This window comes from Streptomyces sp. NPDC101160, from assembly GCF_044768205.1.
Lineage (GTDB): Bacteria > Actinomycetota > Actinomycetes > Streptomycetales > Streptomycetaceae > Streptomyces.
Window position 1 is genome coordinate 388,459 of the sequence record NZ_JBIWPJ010000009.1, and the last position, 16,816, is coordinate 405,274.

Below are 16,816 nucleotides of genomic sequence, written 5' to 3' on the forward strand. Positions count from 1 at the left end.
CGGAGACCACAGGTCACCAGCGGGGCGTCGCGTCAGTCAGGGTTTCGGCAAACCACCCGTTCGGAGGGGTGTGTCACCGGGGCGGAGTCCGCCCGGGGCGGTGCGTCAGATGCGCACGCCGAACATGAAGCTGCCGATGGTGTCCATCGACTCGTAGCGGACCACCGCGCCGGAGTGCGGGGCGTGCAGGACGGTGTTGTTGCCGGCGTAGAGGCCCACGTGCGCCAGGTTGTTGAAGAAGACCAGGTCGCCCGGCCGGAGCTGGCTGCGGCCGATCTTCACGCCGTCGTTCTGCTGGGTGTAGGTGGTGCGGCTGATGCCGACGCCGGCCTGGCGGTAGGACCACATGGTGAGGCCGGAGCAGTCGTACGAGTTGGGGCCCTCGGCGCCGGAGACGTACGGCTTGCCGAGCTGCGTGGCGGCGGCGTTGAGGGCGGCGGCGCCGCGCTGCGAGGCCGGCACCTCGTTGCCCAGGTTGACGCGGTCGCCGGCGGAGCGGCTGGCGCGCTGCTCGTCCTCCTGCATCTTGGCGCGCTCGGCGGCGGTCAGGGTGTTGAGGAGCTTGCGCGCCTCGGCGAGCTTGCCCTGGAACTTCTGCTTCTTCTCGCCGAGGGTCTTGCGGACGTCCTCGAGGTCGGCGAGCTTGCCTGCCGCCTCGGCCCGCTCCTGGGCGAGGGTGCGCTGCTTGGCCTGGATGGTGGCCAGCACGTCGGCCTGCTTGGCGCCGATCTGGTCGATCGCGGACGCCTTGTCGAGGTAGGTGTCCGGGTCGGCGGAGAGGAAGAGCTGGAGCGCCGGGTCGATGCCGCCGGAGCGGTACTGCGCCGTGGCGACCGAACCGATCTGACCGCGCAGGGTGTTGAGCTCCTGCTGGCCGCGGGCCACCTTGTCCTGGAGGGCGCTGATCTCCTTCTGCAGCGTCTCCCGGCGCTCGTTGGCCTGGTTGTACTGCTCGGTGGCGACCTCGGCCTCTTCGTTGAGGGTGTGGACCTTGGCCTTGACCTCGTCGATCTTCGGCTTCGGGGCCGCCTGGGCGCCGGACTGGGCGGAGAGCGCGACGGCCGCGGCGGCGGTCGCGGTGAGCACGGTCACGCGGGTGCGGCTCGGCTGCTTGGGACGACGGTGGGACGCCACTCGGGCGAGCTCCTTCTTCCTCGAGCCGCCCGACCGGTCAAGGCAGGCGGTACCGACGCTGACATCCCCGATGGATGATCGACCGCGCGTAGGTTCGAGCCCCGACCCTAGTGACCATCTTGTGATCAGTTCAAATCCCAAGGGTCAAAAACTGCCTCACGCCACAACTTATTTACCGACACCGCACGGGCAGTAATGGTCAGTTGACCCTGCGCGGACCAGAAAACGGACGCAACAGGCAGACCGGGCAAGGCGTTACGAGAGACGCGAAAGCCGCTTCAGCAACAAGGCGGACGCGACCGGCCGCGCACCGGACTTGGCGACCCCGTCGGCCACCTCGCGGTCGGTGGACACCACGACCACCGGACGGCCCGGCGGCTCCGCCCTGACCAGCTGGCGGATCAACTCGTCCGCCGTCACGCCGGGCTTGGAGAACAGCACCCGCACCCCGCGCGGCGGCGCGAGCAGCACCGGCGCGGCCAGCTCCGCACCGTCGAAGACACAGGTGATCTCGGCGCCCGAGCGGGCCGCGAGCGCGGACAGACCGCCGAGCAGCCGCAGCCGCTGCTTCTCCAGCGGCATCGTCGGATAGCCGGTCTTGGTGACGTTGTAGCCGTCCACCACCAGGTGCGCCTGCGGCAGTTCGAGCAGCTGGTCCAGGAGCGCCGGATCGGTCTCGGACAGCGCGCGGGCCGCGATGTCCTTCGGCGACATCCGGCCGGGCTCCACCGCGTCCACGGTGTCCGCCGGATGCATCGACACCGGAGGCAGGGCGAGTTCGCGGCGCAGACCCTGGGCGGCGTCCAGCACCGTGTCCAGAAGCAGCCGCAGCCGCATGTCCTCCACCGAGCGCCCCTCGCGGGCGGCCCGCCGGCTCGCCTCCAGGGCGGCCTCGACCTCGCCGAGCCGGGCCTTGAGCCGCCGGGTCTCGCTCTCGGCGGCGGACACCCGGGCGGCGGCCTCGGTGCGGGCGGCGTCGATCTCGGCCTGCACCCGGCGCAGCGCCGCCTCGCCGCGCTTGACGTCGCTCTGGGCGCTGCGCAGCTTGCGGTGAAGCGATTCCGCTTCCTTCCGGGCGGCCTCCAGGTCGTGCCGCAGCTGCTCGGTCTCGGACCTGGCCCGCTCCTTGGCGGCCACGACCTCCTCGCGCAGTCGCTCCAGCTCGCGCCGGCTCAGTTCGTCGGCGCGCTCGGCGTCGGCGCGCTCGGCCTCCTCGCCGGCGGCGGCGACGAGCTTGCCCCAGCCGGCCGGGCGCAGCACATAGGCGGCCGCGGCCACGTCGACCGGGTCGGCGGCGGCGGGCGGGGCGCCGGACTCGACGGCGCCGGCGAGTTCGGGGTGGGCCTCCTTGAAGCGCTCGCCGATCCGCTGCCGGAACAGCGGATCGCTCTCCAGGGCGGCGGCCATCGCGTTCCCGGCGAACTTGGCCCGCCGGGAGGCGGTGAAGCGGGCGTACTGGCGCAGCGGGGCGGGCAGCTCGGCGACGGTCAGGCCGCCGAAGGCGTCGGCGACGAGCGCGACGACCTTGCGCCGTACGGCCTCGGGCAGCGGTCGGTCGAGCGCCTCGGCGGCAGCCTCGCCTGCCGGGCCGCCGCCCGCCGGTTCATCACCGCGCGCGGGCTGCTCCACGATCCGTCACCCTCTCCCTGTCCGTCGCCCTCGCCGGGGCTCCGAAGCCCTCGCCGGGCCGCTTCTCAGGAAGCGGCGCCCGGCCTGTCCACCAGTTCGATCTGGTCCACCGCGTTGCACCACCGGCAGCGGACCGACTCGATGGTCTCACTGACCACCTCGCGCTCCTCGACCGTCGGCTCTCCGGCGAGGTCCAGATGGACGTATTCGACGACCTTGGACGAGCGCGTCACGTCGAAGCGGGTCAGATTGCCGCACAGGGTGCAGCGCCAGCGGGTCTCGGCGGTCGGCAGGGGAACCGTCGTCATCGTTGCCGTCCTCTTTCCGTACGAGGCTCAGTGTGAGGCTTTATACGAGGCATTACGGGCCCGCGGTGCGCCGTCGGACTGCGGGGGTACTGCCCGTAACCCTACGGCCTCCCGGGTACCCCGTGTCACGGCGAGGCACTCTGTCCAGGTGGGCACCGGTACGCCATGATCTGTCCATGATCGACTGGCGGGGCGCGGCCCTCGGTGCGTGGCGGGGTGCCCGCAGCGGGCCGACCGTGACGTACGGAATCATCGCCGCCTGCGTGCTGCTCTTCGCGGTGAGCCCGGTGGCGGGCCTGAGCCCCGCCTACGGCACGGGCGACACCCTGCTCGCGGCGCAGGGCGCGTACTTCCAGCGCTGGGGAGTGGTCCCGGCCGAGCTCACCGCCGGCCGGCCGAGCGCCCTGCTCACCCCGCTGACCGCGCTCTTCGTGCACGGCAGCTGGCTGCATCTGCTCGGGAACATGCTGTTCCTGTACGTGTTCGGGGCGATGGCCGAGGAGCGGATGGGCGCGGCCGAGTACGGCCTGTTCTATCTGGGCTGCGGATATCTGGCGCTGCTCGGGTACGCGGTCGCGCACGCGGACAGCGAGCAGACGCTGGTCGGGGCGTCGGGGGCGATCTCAGGGGTGCTCGGGGCGTTCCTCTATCTCTTCCCGCGGTCCCGGGTGACCAGCCTGTTCCCGTTCCTCTTCTTCCTGCCGCTGCGCTTCCCGGCCTGGATCGTGCTGATCTTCTGGTTCGTGCTCCAGTGGCTGGCGGCGCGCTCGGCGGGGGCGGGGCCGGGGGTGGCGTATCTGGCGCATGTGATCGGCTTCGCGCTCGGCTTCCTCTACGCGTGGGCGCGATATCGGCGAAAGGGAGGGGCTCGCGAAGCGATTCGCTGGAAGGGTGGTGGTGGGTGACGGGCGGGCTAGAGTGAAGCCACCAGCCGCGGCCACCGAGGGAGAAAGCCAGCCGTGATCACCGCGATCGTGCTCATCAAGACCAGCGTGGACCGCATCCCCGAGATCGCCGAGGAGATCGCCGCGATCGACTGCGTCAGCGAGGTCTTCTCGGTGACCGGAACGTACGACCTGATCGCCATGGTCCGGGTGGGCCGCCACGACGACCTGGCCGATGTCATCCCCGGCCAGATCTCCAAGATCCCGGGCGTCGAGGGCACCGACACGCACGTCGCCTTCCGCGCCTACTCGCAGCACGACCTGGACGCGGCCTTCGCCATCGGCCTGGAGTCGTAGAGACGAGTCGTAGAGACGTCCGCACGGACGTCCGCACAGCGGTGAAGCCGGCCTCTCCCCCGCGGGAGGCCGGCTTCACCCGTTCGAGCGACTGATCAGCCGCGGTCCGGGACGCAGCGGCCGTCCTCGGTGCGGTACTTCCACTGGGCGCCGTCGCGGACCAGCTCCTTCACCGCGCCGACGAACCGCTCCACGTGCTCGTCGGGCGTGCCCGCGCCGAAGCTCACCCGGATCGCGTTGAGCGACCTCTCCCCCGGCGCCGCCTCCGGGGCGCCGCACTCGCCCGGGTCCTGCGGGTCGCTGCCGAGCAGGGTGCGCACCAGCGGGTGGGCGCAGAACAGGCCGTCGCGGACGCCGATGCCGTACTCGGCGGAGAGCGCGGCGGCGAAGTGGGAGCTGTTCCAGCCCTGGACGACGAAGGAGATGACACCGACGCGGTCGGCGTCGTCGCCGAAGAGGGAGAGCACCCGCACCTCGGGGACGTCGGCGAGGCCCTCCCTGACCTTGGCGATGAGGTGCCGCTCGCGGGCGACGAGCCGGTCGAAGCCGGCCTCGGTGAGCGCCTTGCAGGCGGAGGCGATGGAGTAGACGCCGATGACGTTGGGCGAACCGGCCTCGTGCCGGGCCGCGGTGGTGTGCCACTCCACGTCCACACCACCGTCGGCCCGGCGGGCCACCTTGCGGGAGGCGCCGCCGCCCGCGAGGTAGGGCTCGGCGTCCTGCAGCCAGTCGGCGCGGCCGGCGAGCACGCCGGAGCCGAACGGGGCGTACAGCTTGTGCCCGGAGAACGCGACCCAGTCGACGTCCAACTCCCGTACGGAGACGGGGTGGTGGGGCGCCAGCTGGGCGGCGTCGAGGACGATCCGCGCGCCGTGCGCGTGCGCGGCGGCGGCGAGTTCGCGCACCGGCCACAGCTCGCCGGTGACGTTGGAGGCGCCGGTCACGCAGACCAGCGCGGGGCCGTGGGGCTCACGGTCGGCGAGCGCGCGCTCCAGGGTCTCGACGGCCTCCCGCGGGGTGCGCGGCGCGTTGAGGTAGGTCACCTGAGCATCGCGCCACGGGAGGAGCGAGGCGTGGTGCTCGGTCTCGAAGACGAAGACCTGGCAGTCGGCGGGGACGACCTGGGCGAGCAGGTTGAGCGAGTCGGTGGTGGAGCGGGTGAAGACGACCTGGTCGCCCTCGCGGCAGTCGAGGAACTCGGCGACGGTGGCGCGGCTGTTCTCGAAAAGGTCGGTGGAGAGCTGGGAGAGGTAGCCGGCGCCGCGGTGGACGCTGCCGTAGTACGGGGCGTAGGCGGCGACGTCGTCCCACACGCGCTGGAGGGCCGGGGCGCTGGCGGCGTAGTCGAGCGCCGCGTAGGTGACCTCACCGCCGGTCACGAGCGGAACGGTGACGTCGCGGCCGAGGACCGGCAGCGGGGCGTCGCAGCAGGGGTCGGACTCGGTGGCGGCGGAATCGGCGGTGGCGACGGCGTTCGGGCGTGCGGACATAACGGTGTCTCCCGGCATGAAAGGGGCGCGAAAAGGCGTACGAGTGCCCGTGAGGCGGCAGCGCGCGGAGGGCGCGAAAAGGGATTGCCGCGGACGGGTGTTGATTTCGGTGAGGGGCCGAGGGCCCTAACGCATTCGCTTGCTCACGAGACACCGCTCCCTAGAGGACCAAGGACCCCAGGGTGGTGCGCAGGGGTCCGCGCTTGCCGCAGGCTTCTGCTCGTGCGGCCTGGTCTTCACCCGGGGCACCCCGCCACGGACGGAGGGTTGCCGGACAGCCAGCCGGGGCTTTGTGGCTGTCACTCATGACCTGTCGAAAAACCTATGCCAGACGATCACGACGCCGCAACCCCGTCCCGGCATCCGGGACGGGGTCGCAACAGTCCGTTCATATGCCTCCGCCAGAGGCGTCAGGCGTTGCTGGCGGCGATCCACCGTTCCAGGGCCCGCCGGGCGGCGCCGGAGTCGACGGACTCGGCGGCCTTCGCGATGCCCGCGGCCAGTTGCTCCGCCAGGGTGCCCTCGCCCGGCTCCAGGGCGGTGAGCGCCGCCGCCGCGTTGAGCAGCACCGCGTCGCGCACCGGCCCGGTCTCGCCGGCGAGCAGCCGCCGGGCGACGTCGGCGTTGTACGACGGGTCGCCGCCGCGCAGCGCGTCCAGGGTCACCGGCTGGATGCCGACGTCGCGCGGGTCGAAGCGCTCCTCGCGCACGGCGCCGTCCCTGACCACCCACACCCGTGAGGTGCCGGTGGTGGTGAGCTCGTCGAGGCCGTCGTCGCCGCGGAACACCAGGGCGGAGTTGCCGCGCTCGGCGAGAACTCCGGCCACGATCGGCGCCATCCGCGGGTCGGCGACGCCGACGGCCTGGGCCCGCACCTTGGCCGGGTTGGTCAGCGGACCGAGCACGTTGAAGGTGGTCCGGATGCCGAGCTGGCCGCGGGCCGTGGCCACGTACCGCAGCGAGGGGTGGAACCTCACCGCGAAGCAGATGGTGATGCCGGCCTCCTCGGCGACCTCGGCGACCCGGCGCGGGGGGATGTCGAGGTTGATGCCGAGCTTCTCCAGGACGTCGGAGGAGCCGGAGGCGGAGGACGCGGCGCGGTTGCCGTGCTTGACGACCTTCACGCCGGTGCCGGCCACCACGATGGAGGCCATGGTGGAGATGTTCACCGTCTTGGCGCCGTCGCCGCCGGTGCCGACGATGTCCACGGCCGGGCCGGGCACCTCGATGACGTTGGCGTGCTCGTACATGGTCCGGACGAGGCCGGTGATCTCCTCGACCGTCTCGCCCTTGGCCCGCAGCGCCACCATGAAGCCGGCGATCTGCACGTCGGTCGCCTCGCCGCGCATGATCAGGTCCATCGCCCAGGCGGTGTCGTCGGCGGACAGGTCGCGGCCTTCGAGCAGTCCGTTCAGCAGGGCGGGCCAGGAGCGGCCCGCCGCGGTGTCGCCTCCAGCGGGGTTCACAGCGCTCATGACAGCTCCTGGTCTACGACGTATGGCACGCGATGGCGTGATGACCCCACCCTATCGATCTCCGGCAACGGCAAAGAGCCCCGTCCATCGAATGGACGGGGCTCTCGCCGTGGCGACCTGGGTCAGGAGGTCAGGGGTGATCAGTGGTGGCCGTGGCCGCTCTCGATCTCCCGGTACTCCTCGACGGTGGGCTTGGCGACCTGGCTGTCGCCGCCGTAGTAACCCCGGTTCAGCTTGACCCGGAGCTTCTCCATGCGGCCGATCTTGCGCTCGACACCGTTCTCGTCCACGGCCGGGGGCAGCTCGGCCGGCGCGTACTGCTCGTGCGCCGTGAGCTTGTAGCGCTGGCCCTGGCTGAGCGGCTGGTGGACCTCGACGAACTCACCGTGCGGCAGGCGCTTGATGATGCCGGACTCGCGGCCGTGCAGCACCTTGTCCTTGTCGCGGCGCTGCAGGCCGAGGCAGATCCGCTTGGTGACGATGAACGCGATGACCGGGCCGGCGAAGAAGAAGATCCGCACGAACCAGGTGATCGAGTTCAGCGACAGGTGGAAGTGGGTCGCCCAGAGGTCGTTTCCACCACCCACCAGCATGATCATGTACGCGGTGATCCAGGCGACACCGAAGGCGGTGCGCGTCGGAGCGTTGCGCGGGCGCTGCGCGATGTGGTGCTCGCGCTTGTCGCCGGTGATCCAGGACTCGATGAACGGGTACACCGCGATGGCCGCGAGGACCAGCGGGAAGATCGCCAGCGGGATCATCACGCCGAGGACCAGCGTGTGGCCCCACAGGTTGATCTCCCAGCCCGGCATGACACGGATCAGACCCTCGGCGAAGCCCATGTACCAGTCGGGCTGGGCGCCGGTGGACACCTGGTCCGGGCGGTACGGGCCGATGGCCCAGATCGGGTTGATCGAGGCGATGGCCGCGACGACCGCGATCACACCGAAGACCAGGAAGAAGAAGCCTCCGGCCTTCGCCATGTAGACCGGCAGCAGCGGCATGCCGACGACGTTCTTGTTCGTGCGGCCGGGGCCCTCGAACTGGGTGTGCTTGTGGACGAACACCAGGATCAGGTGCGCGACCACCAGGCCGAGCATGATGCCCGGGAGCAGCAGCACGTGCGCCGAGTAGAACCGGGCGACGAAGTCGCCGCCGGGGAACTCGCCGCCGAACAGGAACATCGACAGGTACGTGCCGATGATCGGCACGGACAGGATCGCGCCCTGCATGAAGCGGACACCGGTGCCGGAGAGCAGGTCGTCCGGGAGCGAGTAACCGGTGAAGCCGGTGAACATGCCCAGGAAGAACAGCAGGAAGCCGAACAGCCAGTTGATCTCACGCGGCTTGCGGAACGCGCCGGTGAAGAAGACGCGCATCATGTGCACGAACATGCCGGCGAGGAAGATCAGCGCCGCCCAGTGGTGGATCTGCCGGATGAGCAGACCACCGCGCACCTCGAAGGAGATGTGCATGGTCGAGTTGAACGCCTCGGACATCAGCTGACCCTGCAGCGGGACGTACGGTCCCATGTACTCCACCTCGTTCATAGACGGGTGGAAGAACATCGTCAGGTAGACGCCGGTCAGGATGATGATGAGGAAGCTGTAGAGGCAGACCTCACCCAGCATGAAGGACCAGTGGTCCGGGAAGATCTTCCGCATGTTGGCCTTGGCCAGCGTGTAGATCCCCAGGCGTCCGTCGGCCCAGTCGGCGATCCGCTCACCGCGGGGCGCCTGCTTACGCGTGTTGGTCACGGTGCTCATCCGCGCTCCCAGAAGGCAGGACCGACGGGCTCTTCGAAGTCGCCGAGCGCCTCGAGGTAACCCTTGTCGTTCACGCCGATCCGCAGCTGCGGCAGGGCGTGGCCGGCCGGGCCGAAGATGACGCGGGCGCCGTCGGACAGGTCGAAGGTGGACTGGTGGCACGGGCAGAGCACGTGGTGCGTCTGCTGCTCGTACAGCGAGATCGGGCAGCCGACGTGGGTGCAGATCTTCGAGAAGGCGACGATGCCCTCGTGCGACCACTCGAGCTCGCGCTTGTCCTTGATGTCGTCCGGCTGGATCCGGATGATCATCAGGGCGGCCTTGGCGATCTCGGTCTGGAAGTGCTCGTCGTGCTCCGAGAGGCCCTCGGGCATCGCGAAGGTCAGCGAACCCACCGCGACGTCCTCGGGACGCAGCGGCTCGTGCGTGTTCATGTTGATGAGCTGCTTGCCCTTGGCCCACAGCGTGCTGCGGAGCTTCTCCTCGGGCAGCGGACCCATGTCACGCAGCAGGACGATGCCGGACAGCGGAACCATCGCGAGCGCCCCGAAGAGCGTGTTGCGGATCAGCTTGCGGCGGCCGAAGCCGGACTCGGCGGCACCGGCCGCGAAGTCCGCCATGACCTTCGCCTTGACCTCGGGCTCCGCCGCCATCGGGTGACGCTCGTCGGCGATCTCGACGTCGGACATCAGGGTGCGGGCCCAGTGGACCGCGCCCGCGCCGATGAAGAACAGCGCCGCACCGAGGGTCAGACCCAGGGCGAAGTTGAGCGAGGACACCCGGCCGAACGGCCAGATGTACACGATCGCGTCCACGGGGAAGATCACGTACGAGGCGATGAAGCCGATCGTGGCCAGCATCGACAGCGTGAACATGAAGGCGACCGCACGCTCGGACCGGCGGGCGGCCCGCTCGTCGATGTCCTGGATGCGCGGCTTGTGGGGCGGAAGGCCCGGGTCGGCGAACGGGTCGTCGGCGACCTTCACCGCGCCGTGCGCGGTGTCCTGCACGGTCGGCAGGTTCTCTTCTGGATTCTCTTGGGTACTCATGACTTCTTGGCCTTAGCGGTGTGGGCCGCGACCCAGATGGCAACTGCGATCAGCGCGCCCAGACCGAAGATCCACGCGAACAGACCCTCGCTGACGGGGCCGAGGCCACCCAGCTTGAGACCACCCGGGCTGTCGGCCTTGTCGCTGTTGACGGCCTGGACGTAGGCGATGATGTCCTTCTTCTGCTTCTCCGGCATCGTGGTGTCGGGGAAGGAGGGCATGTTCTGCGGGCCGGTCTGCATGGCCTCGTAGAGGTGCTTCGGGTCCACGCCCTCAAGGGTGGGCGCGTACTTGCCGTAGGTCAGCGCGCCGCCCTCACCGGTGAAGTTGTGGCACTGGGCGCAGTTGGTGCGGAACAGCTCGCCACCCTTGGCGATGTCGGCACCGTCAGGGCTGTACTGGCTTTCCTTCGGTGCGATCGGGCCGGCGCCGAGGGAGGCGACGTACGCGGCAAGCTGGTCGATCTCAGCCTGCGAGTAGATCGTCTTCTTCCTCGGGACCTGGGCGCCCGGCTGCTGGGCGGGCATACGGCCGGTGCCGACCTGGAAGTCCACCGCCGCCGAGCCCACGCCGACCAGGGACGGGCCGTCAGAGGTGCCCTGACCGCCGGTTCCGTGGCAGCTGGCGCAGCCGACGGAGTAGAGCTTCTTGCCCTCCTCGATGGCGAGGGACTGGGCGGTTTCGTCGGCCTTGGCCGTGCCCGCGGGCGCGAACGCGGCGTACAGCCCCCCAGTTGCCGCCAGCGCGAGAAGTAGGACGACGACCGCCGCCAGCGGATGGCGTCGTCGTGCGGAGAGCTTTTTCACGGATTACCCCGGTGTCAGGATCTTCTGCGTCGATGCTTGCTGGATGTGTCTCCGCCCGGAGGCGGAGACCGATTACTTGATCAAGTAGATCGTGGCGAAGAGGCCGATCCAGACGACATCGACGAAGTGCCAGTAGTAGGACACGACGATGGCGGCGGTTGCCTGCTCGTGAGTGAACCTCTTGGCGGCGTACGTCCGGCCGAGGACCAGCAGGAAGGCGATGAGACCGCCCGTCACGTGCAGGCCGTGGAAGCCGGTGGTCAGGTAGAACACCGTGCCGTACGGGTCCGAGGACAGCGAGAGGCCGTCCTTCTTGACCAGCTCGGTGTACTCGAAGACCTGGCCGCCGATGAAGATCGCGCCCATCACGAAGGTGATGATGAACCACGTCCGGAGCTTCTTCACGTCGCCCCGCTCGGCGGCGAAGACGCCGAGCTGGCAGGTGAGGGAGGAGAGCACCAGGATCGTGGTGTTCGTCGCGGAGAACGGGAGGTTCAAGGCATCGGCCTTTTCCGCCCAGAAGTCCGGACCCATCACGGATCGCAGGGTGAAGTACATCGCGAAGAGGGCCGCGAAGAACATCAGCTCGGAACTCAGCCAGATGATGGTTCCGACGCTGGTGAGGTTCGGTCGATTGACCGACGGGTGCGCGTGCCCGGTATCTACTGTCGTTACTGTCGCCACGACCGACATTATGTCGGTCGCTTATCCCGCCCTCACTCCGGGGGGTGCCGTTCGGAGTGTCCGGGCCGCGTGTCCAGCCCGAACGGCCCATCGGAACGGGGCCCCGGCACCCTTCGAACAGGTGTTGAACGGGTGTTGACGGGGTGTGGACCGGAGTAGCATCCGCGCAACGACCGACCACCTTCACGGAGGAACGATGCAGTCGAGCGCCACGGTCCTGGTCTACAGCGACGACGCGAACACCCGGGCGCAGGTGCGCCTCGCGGCCGGCCGCAGGCCCGCCGCCGATGTTCCCCCGGTCGAGTTCGTCGAGTGCGCGACGCTGCCGGCGGTCCTGGAGGAGCTGGACCGGGGCGGTATCGACGTGTGCGTGCTCGACGGTGAGGCGGTGCCGGCCGGTGGCATGGGCGTGTGCCGCCAGATCAAGGACGAGGTCTTCCACTGCCCTCCCGTCCTGCTGCTGATCGGCCGTCCGCAGGACGCCTGGCTGGCCACCTGGAGCCGCGCGGACGCCGCGATCACCCATCCGGTGGAACCGGTGGAGTTCGCGGCGTCGCTGGCGGCCCTGCTGCGTTCACGCCTGTCCGTGGACGCGTGACGCCCTGCCGGGCCGGCGCCCGGCGGTGACCCGAGCCTCTAGAGAGACGGCCTGAGCCGGGCCTTGGCGTCCTCGGTGGCGGCGGGGTCCGAGCCGCCGCCCGTCACCAGGGCGCTGCCCTTGCGCCACTTGTCCCAGGGCATGTTCCAGTCGCCGAAGCCGTTGCCGAAGGTGTCCATCATCTCGCCCTCGCTGTTGACGACGCGGACGATGTCGCCGGGGCGCACGTTCTCGTAGAACCAGGCGGCGTTGCCGGTCGACATGCCCACGCAGCCGTGGCTGACGTTGGCGACGCCCTGCGAGCCCACCGACCAGGGGGCGGCGTGCACGTACTCGCCGCTCCAGGTCACCCGGGTGGCGTAGTACACCGGCAGGTCGTACGAGTCGGAGCTGCCCTCCGAGATGCCGATGCTGGTGCCCCGCATCCGGACGTAGTACTCCTTGCCGAGCACCACCTTGATGCCGTTTCGGGTGGAGAAGCCCGGTTTTCCGGTGGTCACCGGAATGGTGTTGATCACTTCTCCGTTCTTCTTCACCGTCATGTAGTGCTCGCTCGCGTCCGCGACCGCCTCCAGGCGGTCGCCGATGGTGAGCTTCAGCGGCTTGGACTTGCCGCCGTAGAGCTTGTCGCCGATCTTCAGACCGTCGAGGTTGCCGGTGGCGGTGACGGCGGCGCCGGTGGGCCAGTACTCCTTCGGGCGGTAGTGCAGGTTCTTGTCGTCCACCCAGTACCAGCCGCCCTCGACGGCGGGCGTGGAGCGGACCTTGAGGGCCCGTTCGACGACGGCGCGGGCCGCCTTGTCCTTGACCGGGACGCTCAGCTCGGCCGTGATCGGCTGCCCGACCCCGTACGTGCCCGCCTCGGGGCCGAAGGCGACGGTGAGGGCCCGTTTGGCCGGTGCTGTCTCGAACGTGAACGTACGGGCCCCTGGAGCGCCGTCCTCGTCCTCGGTGGCCACCTGGACGGTGTACCGGGCACCGGCCGCGAGAGCGGCCGTGGAGCGCCATTTCCGCCCGTCCGCGGTGAGTTCTCCGGCCAGGTGGTGCCCGGTCTCGTCGGTGGCGGTGACGTCGGTGATCCGCCCGTCGTCGCCCTTGGCGGTGATCTCCAGGGGTTTGTCGGGGTCCGCCTTCTTCCCGTCGCCGGGCGCGTTGAAGGCGATCTCGTCGGACGCGTCGTAGGGCCTCGCCGACAGCGGATGGTCCTCGGAGCCCGCACACGCGGTGGCACCGGCGGTGACGGTGAGGGCCAGAAGGGTGCAGCTCAGAACAGTCCGAATGCGCGGCGTGTCGTTCATGCCCTCACGTTAAGAACCATTCTCACGCGCGGCGCGCCGAGTGGAGCAAACGAGGGGCCCGGTCACTTCGGGTGAAGTGACCGGGCCCCTCCGGGTGTTACCGGGTACTGCTGGTGCCGCTGCCGGCGGCCTGCTACTGGTTCTGGTTCTCACCGCGGTAGAACTCGAACACCCAGCCCCAGATGCCGACCAGGATCAGCGGAGCCGAGAAGTACAGCAGCCACCAGCCCATCGCGATGGCGAGGAACGCGAGCGCACCGCCGATGGCCAGCGAGAGCGGCTGCCAGCTGTGCGGGGCGAAGAAGCCCACCTCGCCGGCCTCGTCCGCGACGTCGGCCTCCTTGTCGTCCTGCGCCATGGCGTCGACCCGCCGGGCCGTGAAGGCCAGGTAGTAGCCGATCATGATGCACAGACCGAAGGCCAGGAACAGCGCCGTCGTACCGACCGGCTCCTTCGACCACACGCCATAGACGATCGCCATGGCGAGGACGAAGACGCTCAGCCAGATGAACATCTTGCCCTGGATCTTCACTTGCCGGCCTCCTTGCCGCCGCTGAGGGCCGCCACCTCGTGAGGCTTGTTCTCGAGCTGGTCGAGAGCCGCGATCTCAGGGTGGTGCAGGTCGAACGCCGGGGATTCGGAACGGATCCGCGGCAGGGTGAGGAAGTTGTGCCGCGGCGGCGGGCAGGACGTCGCCCACTCGAGCGAACGGCCGTAGCCCCACGGGTCGTCGACCTCGATCTTCTTGCCGTACTTGGCGGTCTTCCAGACGTTGTAGAAGAACGGCAGCATCGACAGGCCGAGCAGGAACGACGAGATCGTCGAGATCGTGTTCAGCGTGGTGAAGCCGTCGGCGTCGAGGTAGTCCGCGTAACGACGCGGCATGCCCTCGGCGCCCAGCCAGTGCTGCACCAGGAAGGTGCCGTGGAAGCCCACGAACAGCGTCCAGAAGGTCATCTTGCCGAGGCGCTCGTCCAGCATCTTGCCGGTGAACTTCGGCCACCAGAAGTGGAAGCCGGAGAACATCGCGAAGACGACGGTGCCGAAGACGACGTAGTGGAAGTGCGCCACCACGAAGTACGAGTCGGAGATGTGGAAGTCCATCGGGGGCGAGGCCAGGATGACGCCGGTCAGACCACCGAAGGTGAAGGTGACCAGGAAGCCGACGGCCCAGAGCATCGGGGTCTCGAAGGACAGCGAGCCCTTCCACATCGTTCCGATCCAGTTGAAGAACTTCACGCCGGTCGGAACGGCGATGAGGAACGTCATGAAGGAGAAGAACGGGAGGAGCACGCCACCGGTGACGTACATGTGGTGGGCCCACACGGTCACGGACAGACCGGCGATCGCGATGGTCGCGGCCACCAGACCGATGTAGCCGAACATCGGCTTGCGGCTGAAGACCGGGATGACCTCGGAGATGATGCCGAAGAAGGGCAAGGCGATGATGTACACCTCTGGGTGTCCGAAGAACCAGAAGAGGTGCTGCCAGAGCAACGCTCCGCCGTTGGCCGCGTCGAAGACGTGGGCACCGAACTTGCGGTCCGCCTCCAGGGCGAACAGCGCGGCCGCCAGGACCGGGAAGGCGAGCAGGACCAGGACACCGGTCAGCAGCACGTTCCAGGTGAAGATCGGCATGCGGAACATCGTCATGCCCGGAGCGCGCATGCAGATGATCGTGGTGATGAAGTTGACCGAGCCGAGGATCGTGCCGAAGCCGGAGAAGGCCAGACCCATGATCCACATGTCGGCGCCGACACCCGGCGAGCGGACGGCGTCCGACAGCGGGGAGTAGGCGAACCAGCCGAAGTCGGCGGCACCCTGCGGGGTGAGGAAGCCGGCCACGGCGATGAGCGAGCCGAAGAGGTACAGCCAGTAGGCGAACATGTTCAGCCGCGGGAACGCCACGTCGGGCGCGCCGATCTGCAGCGGCATGATCCAGTTCGCGAAGCCGGCGAACAGCGGCGTCGCGAACATCAGCAGCATGATCGTGCCGTGCATCGTGAACGCCTGGTTGAACTGCTCGTTCGACATGATCTGCGTGCCCGGACGGGCCAGCTCGGCGCGCATGAAGAGCGCCATGATGCCGCCGATGATGAAGAACATGAACGACGTCAGCAGGTACATCGTGCCGATCGTCTTGTGGTCGGTGGTGGTGAGCCACTTGACCACGACGTTGCCGGGCTGCTTGCGGCGTACCGGGAGCTCGTTCTCGTACGAGTCCTCAGCCGCGGCCGCCCCGTGGGGTTCGTTGAGAATGCTCACAGCTTCTTCTTCTCCGCGTTCCGGGCCGGGTCCGTCTGCGCGATGCCGGACGGGATGTAGCCGGTCTGCCCCTTCGCGGCGAGCTCCTTCAGGTGCGCCTGGTAGCGCTCCGGGGAGACCACCTTGACGTTGAAGAGCATCCGGGAGTGGTCGACACCGCACAGCTCGGCGCACTTGCCGAGGAAGGTGCCCTCCTGGGTCGGGGTGACCTCGAAGGAGTTGGTGTGGCCGGGGATGACGTCCTGCTTCATCAGGAAGGGCACCACCCAGAAGGAGTGGATGACGTCACGCGAGGTCAGGACGAACCGGACCTTCTCGCCCTTCGGCAGCCACAGGGTCGGGCCCGGGTTGCCGGTCTGCGGGTTCCGGGTGCCGGGGATGCCGGCGTCGTAGACGCCGCCCGCGTTCGCCGGGAAGTCGGCCTTGAACTTGTCCGGAATCGCCGCGAGGTTCTTGTCCGTCTTGGCGTCACCGGTCACACCGGGCACGCCCTCGACGTAGTTGAAGCCCCAGCTCCACTGGTAGCCGACCACGTTGACCGTGTGCGCCGGCTTCGGGGTGAGCTCGAGGAGCTTGGACTCGTCGCGCGCGGTGAAGTAGAAGAGCACCGACACGATGATGAGCGGCGTGACCGTGTACAGCGCCTCGATGGGCATGTTGTAACGGGTCTGCGGAGGTACCTCGACCTTGGTGCGGCTGCGCCGGTGGAAGATGGCGGCCCAGATGATCAGGCCCCACACCAGGATGCCGGTGACGAGCGCGGCGGCCCAGGAACCCTGCCAGAGGGAGAGGATCCGGGGAGCCTCCTCCGTCACCGGGGTGGGCATGCCAAGGCGGGGGAAGTCTTTCCAGTTGTACGAGCAGCCGGTGGCTGTCGCCAGGATCAGGCCCGCAGTCAGCACCTGCGGCAGCTTCCGCCGCATCGGGCGCCGCGACGAGCGGTCGGAGCCGTTGGGACTCACGTAGCGCCTTCCCGAGAGTCTCGGCCCGCGAGGTCGGCTGCCACGGCCGTCCGTCTCGCTGGTCGGTCGCCGCCCCGGCCGCGGGCAGGGGTTTGGATGTTTATGCGGACC

At 69.0% G+C, this 16,816-nt stretch carries 16 protein-coding genes and 1 riboswitch; of the genes, 3 read left to right on the plus strand and 13 right to left on the minus strand.

Annotation, left to right across the window (positions count from 1 at the left end; all coding sequences use genetic code 11):
- Positions 1-105 precede the first annotated feature (105 nt).
- The 3 genes from ACIRSU_RS29625 to ACIRSU_RS29635 form a co-directional block, all read right to left on the minus strand.
- Positions 106-1,134 (minus strand): NlpC/P60 family protein, encoded by a 1,029-nt coding sequence (locus tag ACIRSU_RS29625; RefSeq protein WP_403798428.1) that lies wholly within the window; start codon positions 1,132-1,134, stop codon positions 106-108.
- A gap of 255 nt (positions 1,135-1,389) precedes the next feature.
- Positions 1,390-2,763: an NYN domain-containing protein gene (locus tag ACIRSU_RS29630; RefSeq protein ID WP_403798430.1), complete on the minus strand. Its 1,374-nt coding sequence runs from the start codon at positions 2,761-2,763 to the stop codon at positions 1,390-1,392.
- A 65-nt stretch (positions 2,764-2,828) separates the two neighbouring features.
- Positions 2,829-3,071, minus strand: a complete 243-nt coding sequence (locus ACIRSU_RS29635; RefSeq protein ID WP_403798432.1) for a hypothetical protein — start codon at positions 3,069-3,071, stop codon at positions 2,829-2,831.
- A 176-nt stretch (positions 3,072-3,247) separates the two neighbouring features.
- Between ACIRSU_RS29635 and ACIRSU_RS29640 the strand changes: the two genes are divergently transcribed.
- Positions 3,248-3,976 carry a rhomboid family intramembrane serine protease gene (locus ACIRSU_RS29640; RefSeq protein WP_403798434.1) on the plus strand — a complete coding sequence of 243 codons (729 nt, stop codon included), beginning with the start codon at positions 3,248-3,250 and terminating at the stop codon, positions 3,974-3,976.
- Between the two features lie 54 nt (positions 3,977-4,030).
- Positions 4,031-4,312: an Lrp/AsnC family transcriptional regulator gene (locus ACIRSU_RS29645; RefSeq protein ID WP_403798437.1), complete on the plus strand. Its 282-nt coding sequence runs from the start codon at positions 4,031-4,033 to the stop codon at positions 4,310-4,312.
- Between the two features lie 95 nt (positions 4,313-4,407).
- Here ACIRSU_RS29645 and ACIRSU_RS29650 read toward each other — a convergent pair whose 3' ends face one another.
- The 6 genes from ACIRSU_RS29650 to ACIRSU_RS29675 form a co-directional block, all read right to left on the minus strand.
- The gene (locus ACIRSU_RS29650; protein WP_403798440.1) at positions 4,408-5,802 is read right to left on the minus strand and encodes an aminotransferase class V-fold PLP-dependent enzyme; all 1,395 of its coding nucleotides are present in this window, start codon (positions 5,800-5,802) and stop codon (positions 4,408-4,410) included.
- A 194-nt stretch (positions 5,803-5,996) separates the two neighbouring features.
- Positions 5,997-6,113, minus strand: a riboswitch (SAM riboswitch).
- A gap of 99 nt (positions 6,114-6,212) precedes the next feature.
- Positions 6,213-7,277, minus strand: coding sequence for an anthranilate phosphoribosyltransferase (gene trpD, locus ACIRSU_RS29655; RefSeq protein WP_403798442.1), 1,065 nt, complete (start codon positions 7,275-7,277; stop codon positions 6,213-6,215).
- 140 nt (positions 7,278-7,417) lie between these two features.
- A complete protein-coding gene (locus ACIRSU_RS29660) occupies positions 7,418-9,043 on the minus strand; it encodes a cytochrome bc complex cytochrome b subunit (RefSeq protein ID WP_403798444.1) in 1,626 nt (541 codons plus the stop codon).
- Positions 9,040-10,092: a Rieske 2Fe-2S domain-containing protein gene (locus ACIRSU_RS29665; protein ID WP_403798447.1), complete on the minus strand. Its 1,053-nt coding sequence runs from the start codon at positions 10,090-10,092 to the stop codon at positions 9,040-9,042. The genes ACIRSU_RS29660 and ACIRSU_RS29665 overlap by 4 nt, the downstream gene beginning before the upstream one ends.
- Positions 10,089-10,898, minus strand: coding sequence for a c-type cytochrome (locus tag ACIRSU_RS29670; RefSeq protein WP_403798450.1), 810 nt, complete (start codon positions 10,896-10,898; stop codon positions 10,089-10,091). The genes ACIRSU_RS29665 and ACIRSU_RS29670 overlap by 4 nt, the downstream gene beginning before the upstream one ends.
- A gap of 72 nt (positions 10,899-10,970) precedes the next feature.
- Complete coding sequence (locus tag ACIRSU_RS29675) at positions 10,971-11,591, minus strand: heme-copper oxidase subunit III (RefSeq protein WP_403798452.1); 621 nt, start codon at positions 11,589-11,591, stop codon at positions 10,971-10,973.
- 187 nt (positions 11,592-11,778) lie between these two features.
- Between ACIRSU_RS29675 and ACIRSU_RS29680 the strand changes: the two genes are divergently transcribed.
- Entirely contained in the window at positions 11,779-12,180 is a 402-nt protein-coding gene (locus tag ACIRSU_RS29680; RefSeq protein WP_403798455.1) for a hypothetical protein, read from the plus strand.
- A gap of 38 nt (positions 12,181-12,218) precedes the next feature.
- On the opposite strand, the gene ACIRSU_RS29685 is transcribed toward ACIRSU_RS29680, so the two are convergent.
- The 4 genes from ACIRSU_RS29685 to coxB all read right to left on the minus strand — a co-directional run bounded on the left by ACIRSU_RS29685 (position 12,219) and on the right by coxB (position 16,705).
- Positions 12,219-13,478: an Ig-like domain-containing protein gene (locus tag ACIRSU_RS29685; RefSeq protein WP_403798458.1), complete on the minus strand. Its 1,260-nt coding sequence runs from the start codon at positions 13,476-13,478 to the stop codon at positions 12,219-12,221.
- Positions 13,479-13,611: 133 nt separating this feature from the next.
- On the minus strand, positions 13,612-14,010 hold the full coding sequence (locus tag ACIRSU_RS29690; protein ID WP_389205377.1) for a cytochrome c oxidase subunit 4: 399 nt from the start codon (positions 14,008-14,010) through the stop codon (positions 13,612-13,614).
- On the minus strand, positions 14,007-15,743 hold the full coding sequence (gene ctaD, locus ACIRSU_RS29695) for a cytochrome c oxidase subunit I (protein ID WP_403798461.1): 1,737 nt from the start codon (positions 15,741-15,743) through the stop codon (positions 14,007-14,009). The genes ACIRSU_RS29690 and ctaD overlap by 4 nt, the downstream gene beginning before the upstream one ends.
- Positions 15,740-16,705 carry a cytochrome c oxidase subunit II gene (gene coxB / locus ACIRSU_RS29700; RefSeq protein ID WP_403798464.1) on the minus strand — a complete coding sequence of 322 codons (966 nt, stop codon included), beginning with the start codon at positions 16,703-16,705 and terminating at the stop codon, positions 15,740-15,742. The genes ctaD and coxB overlap by 4 nt, the downstream gene beginning before the upstream one ends.
- Positions 16,706-16,816: the final 111 nt, after the last annotated feature.

What these genes read in the sequence shown, in the direction of transcription:
- ACIRSU_RS29650 (WP_403798440.1), bottom strand. Translation starts at nt 5,802, where the DNA reads ATGTCCGCACGCCCGAACGCCGTCGCCACCGCCGATTCCGCCGCCACC.
- ACIRSU_RS29685 (WP_403798458.1), bottom strand. Translation starts at nt 13,478, where the DNA reads ATGAACGACACGCCGCGCATTCGGACTGTTCTGAGCTGCACCCTTCTG.
- ACIRSU_RS29640 (WP_403798434.1), top strand. Translation starts at nt 3,248, where the DNA reads ATGATCGACTGGCGGGGCGCGGCCCTCGGTGCGTGGCGGGGTGCCCGC.
- trpD (WP_403798442.1), bottom strand. Translation starts at nt 7,277, where the DNA reads ATGAGCGCTGTGAACCCCGCTGGAGGCGACACCGCGGCGGGCCGCTCC.
- ACIRSU_RS29675 (WP_403798452.1), bottom strand. Translation starts at nt 11,591, where the DNA reads ATGTCGGTCGTGGCGACAGTAACGACAGTAGATACCGGGCACGCGCAC.
- ACIRSU_RS29680 (WP_403798455.1), top strand. Translation starts at nt 11,779, where the DNA reads ATGCAGTCGAGCGCCACGGTCCTGGTCTACAGCGACGACGCGAACACC.
- ACIRSU_RS29665 (WP_403798447.1), bottom strand. Translation starts at nt 10,092, where the DNA reads ATGAGTACCCAAGAGAATCCAGAAGAGAACCTGCCGACCGTGCAGGAC.
- ACIRSU_RS29660 (WP_403798444.1), bottom strand. Translation starts at nt 9,043, where the DNA reads ATGAGCACCGTGACCAACACGCGTAAGCAGGCGCCCCGCGGTGAGCGG.
- ACIRSU_RS29635 (WP_403798432.1), bottom strand. Translation starts at nt 3,071, where the DNA reads ATGACGACGGTTCCCCTGCCGACCGCCGAGACCCGCTGGCGCTGCACC.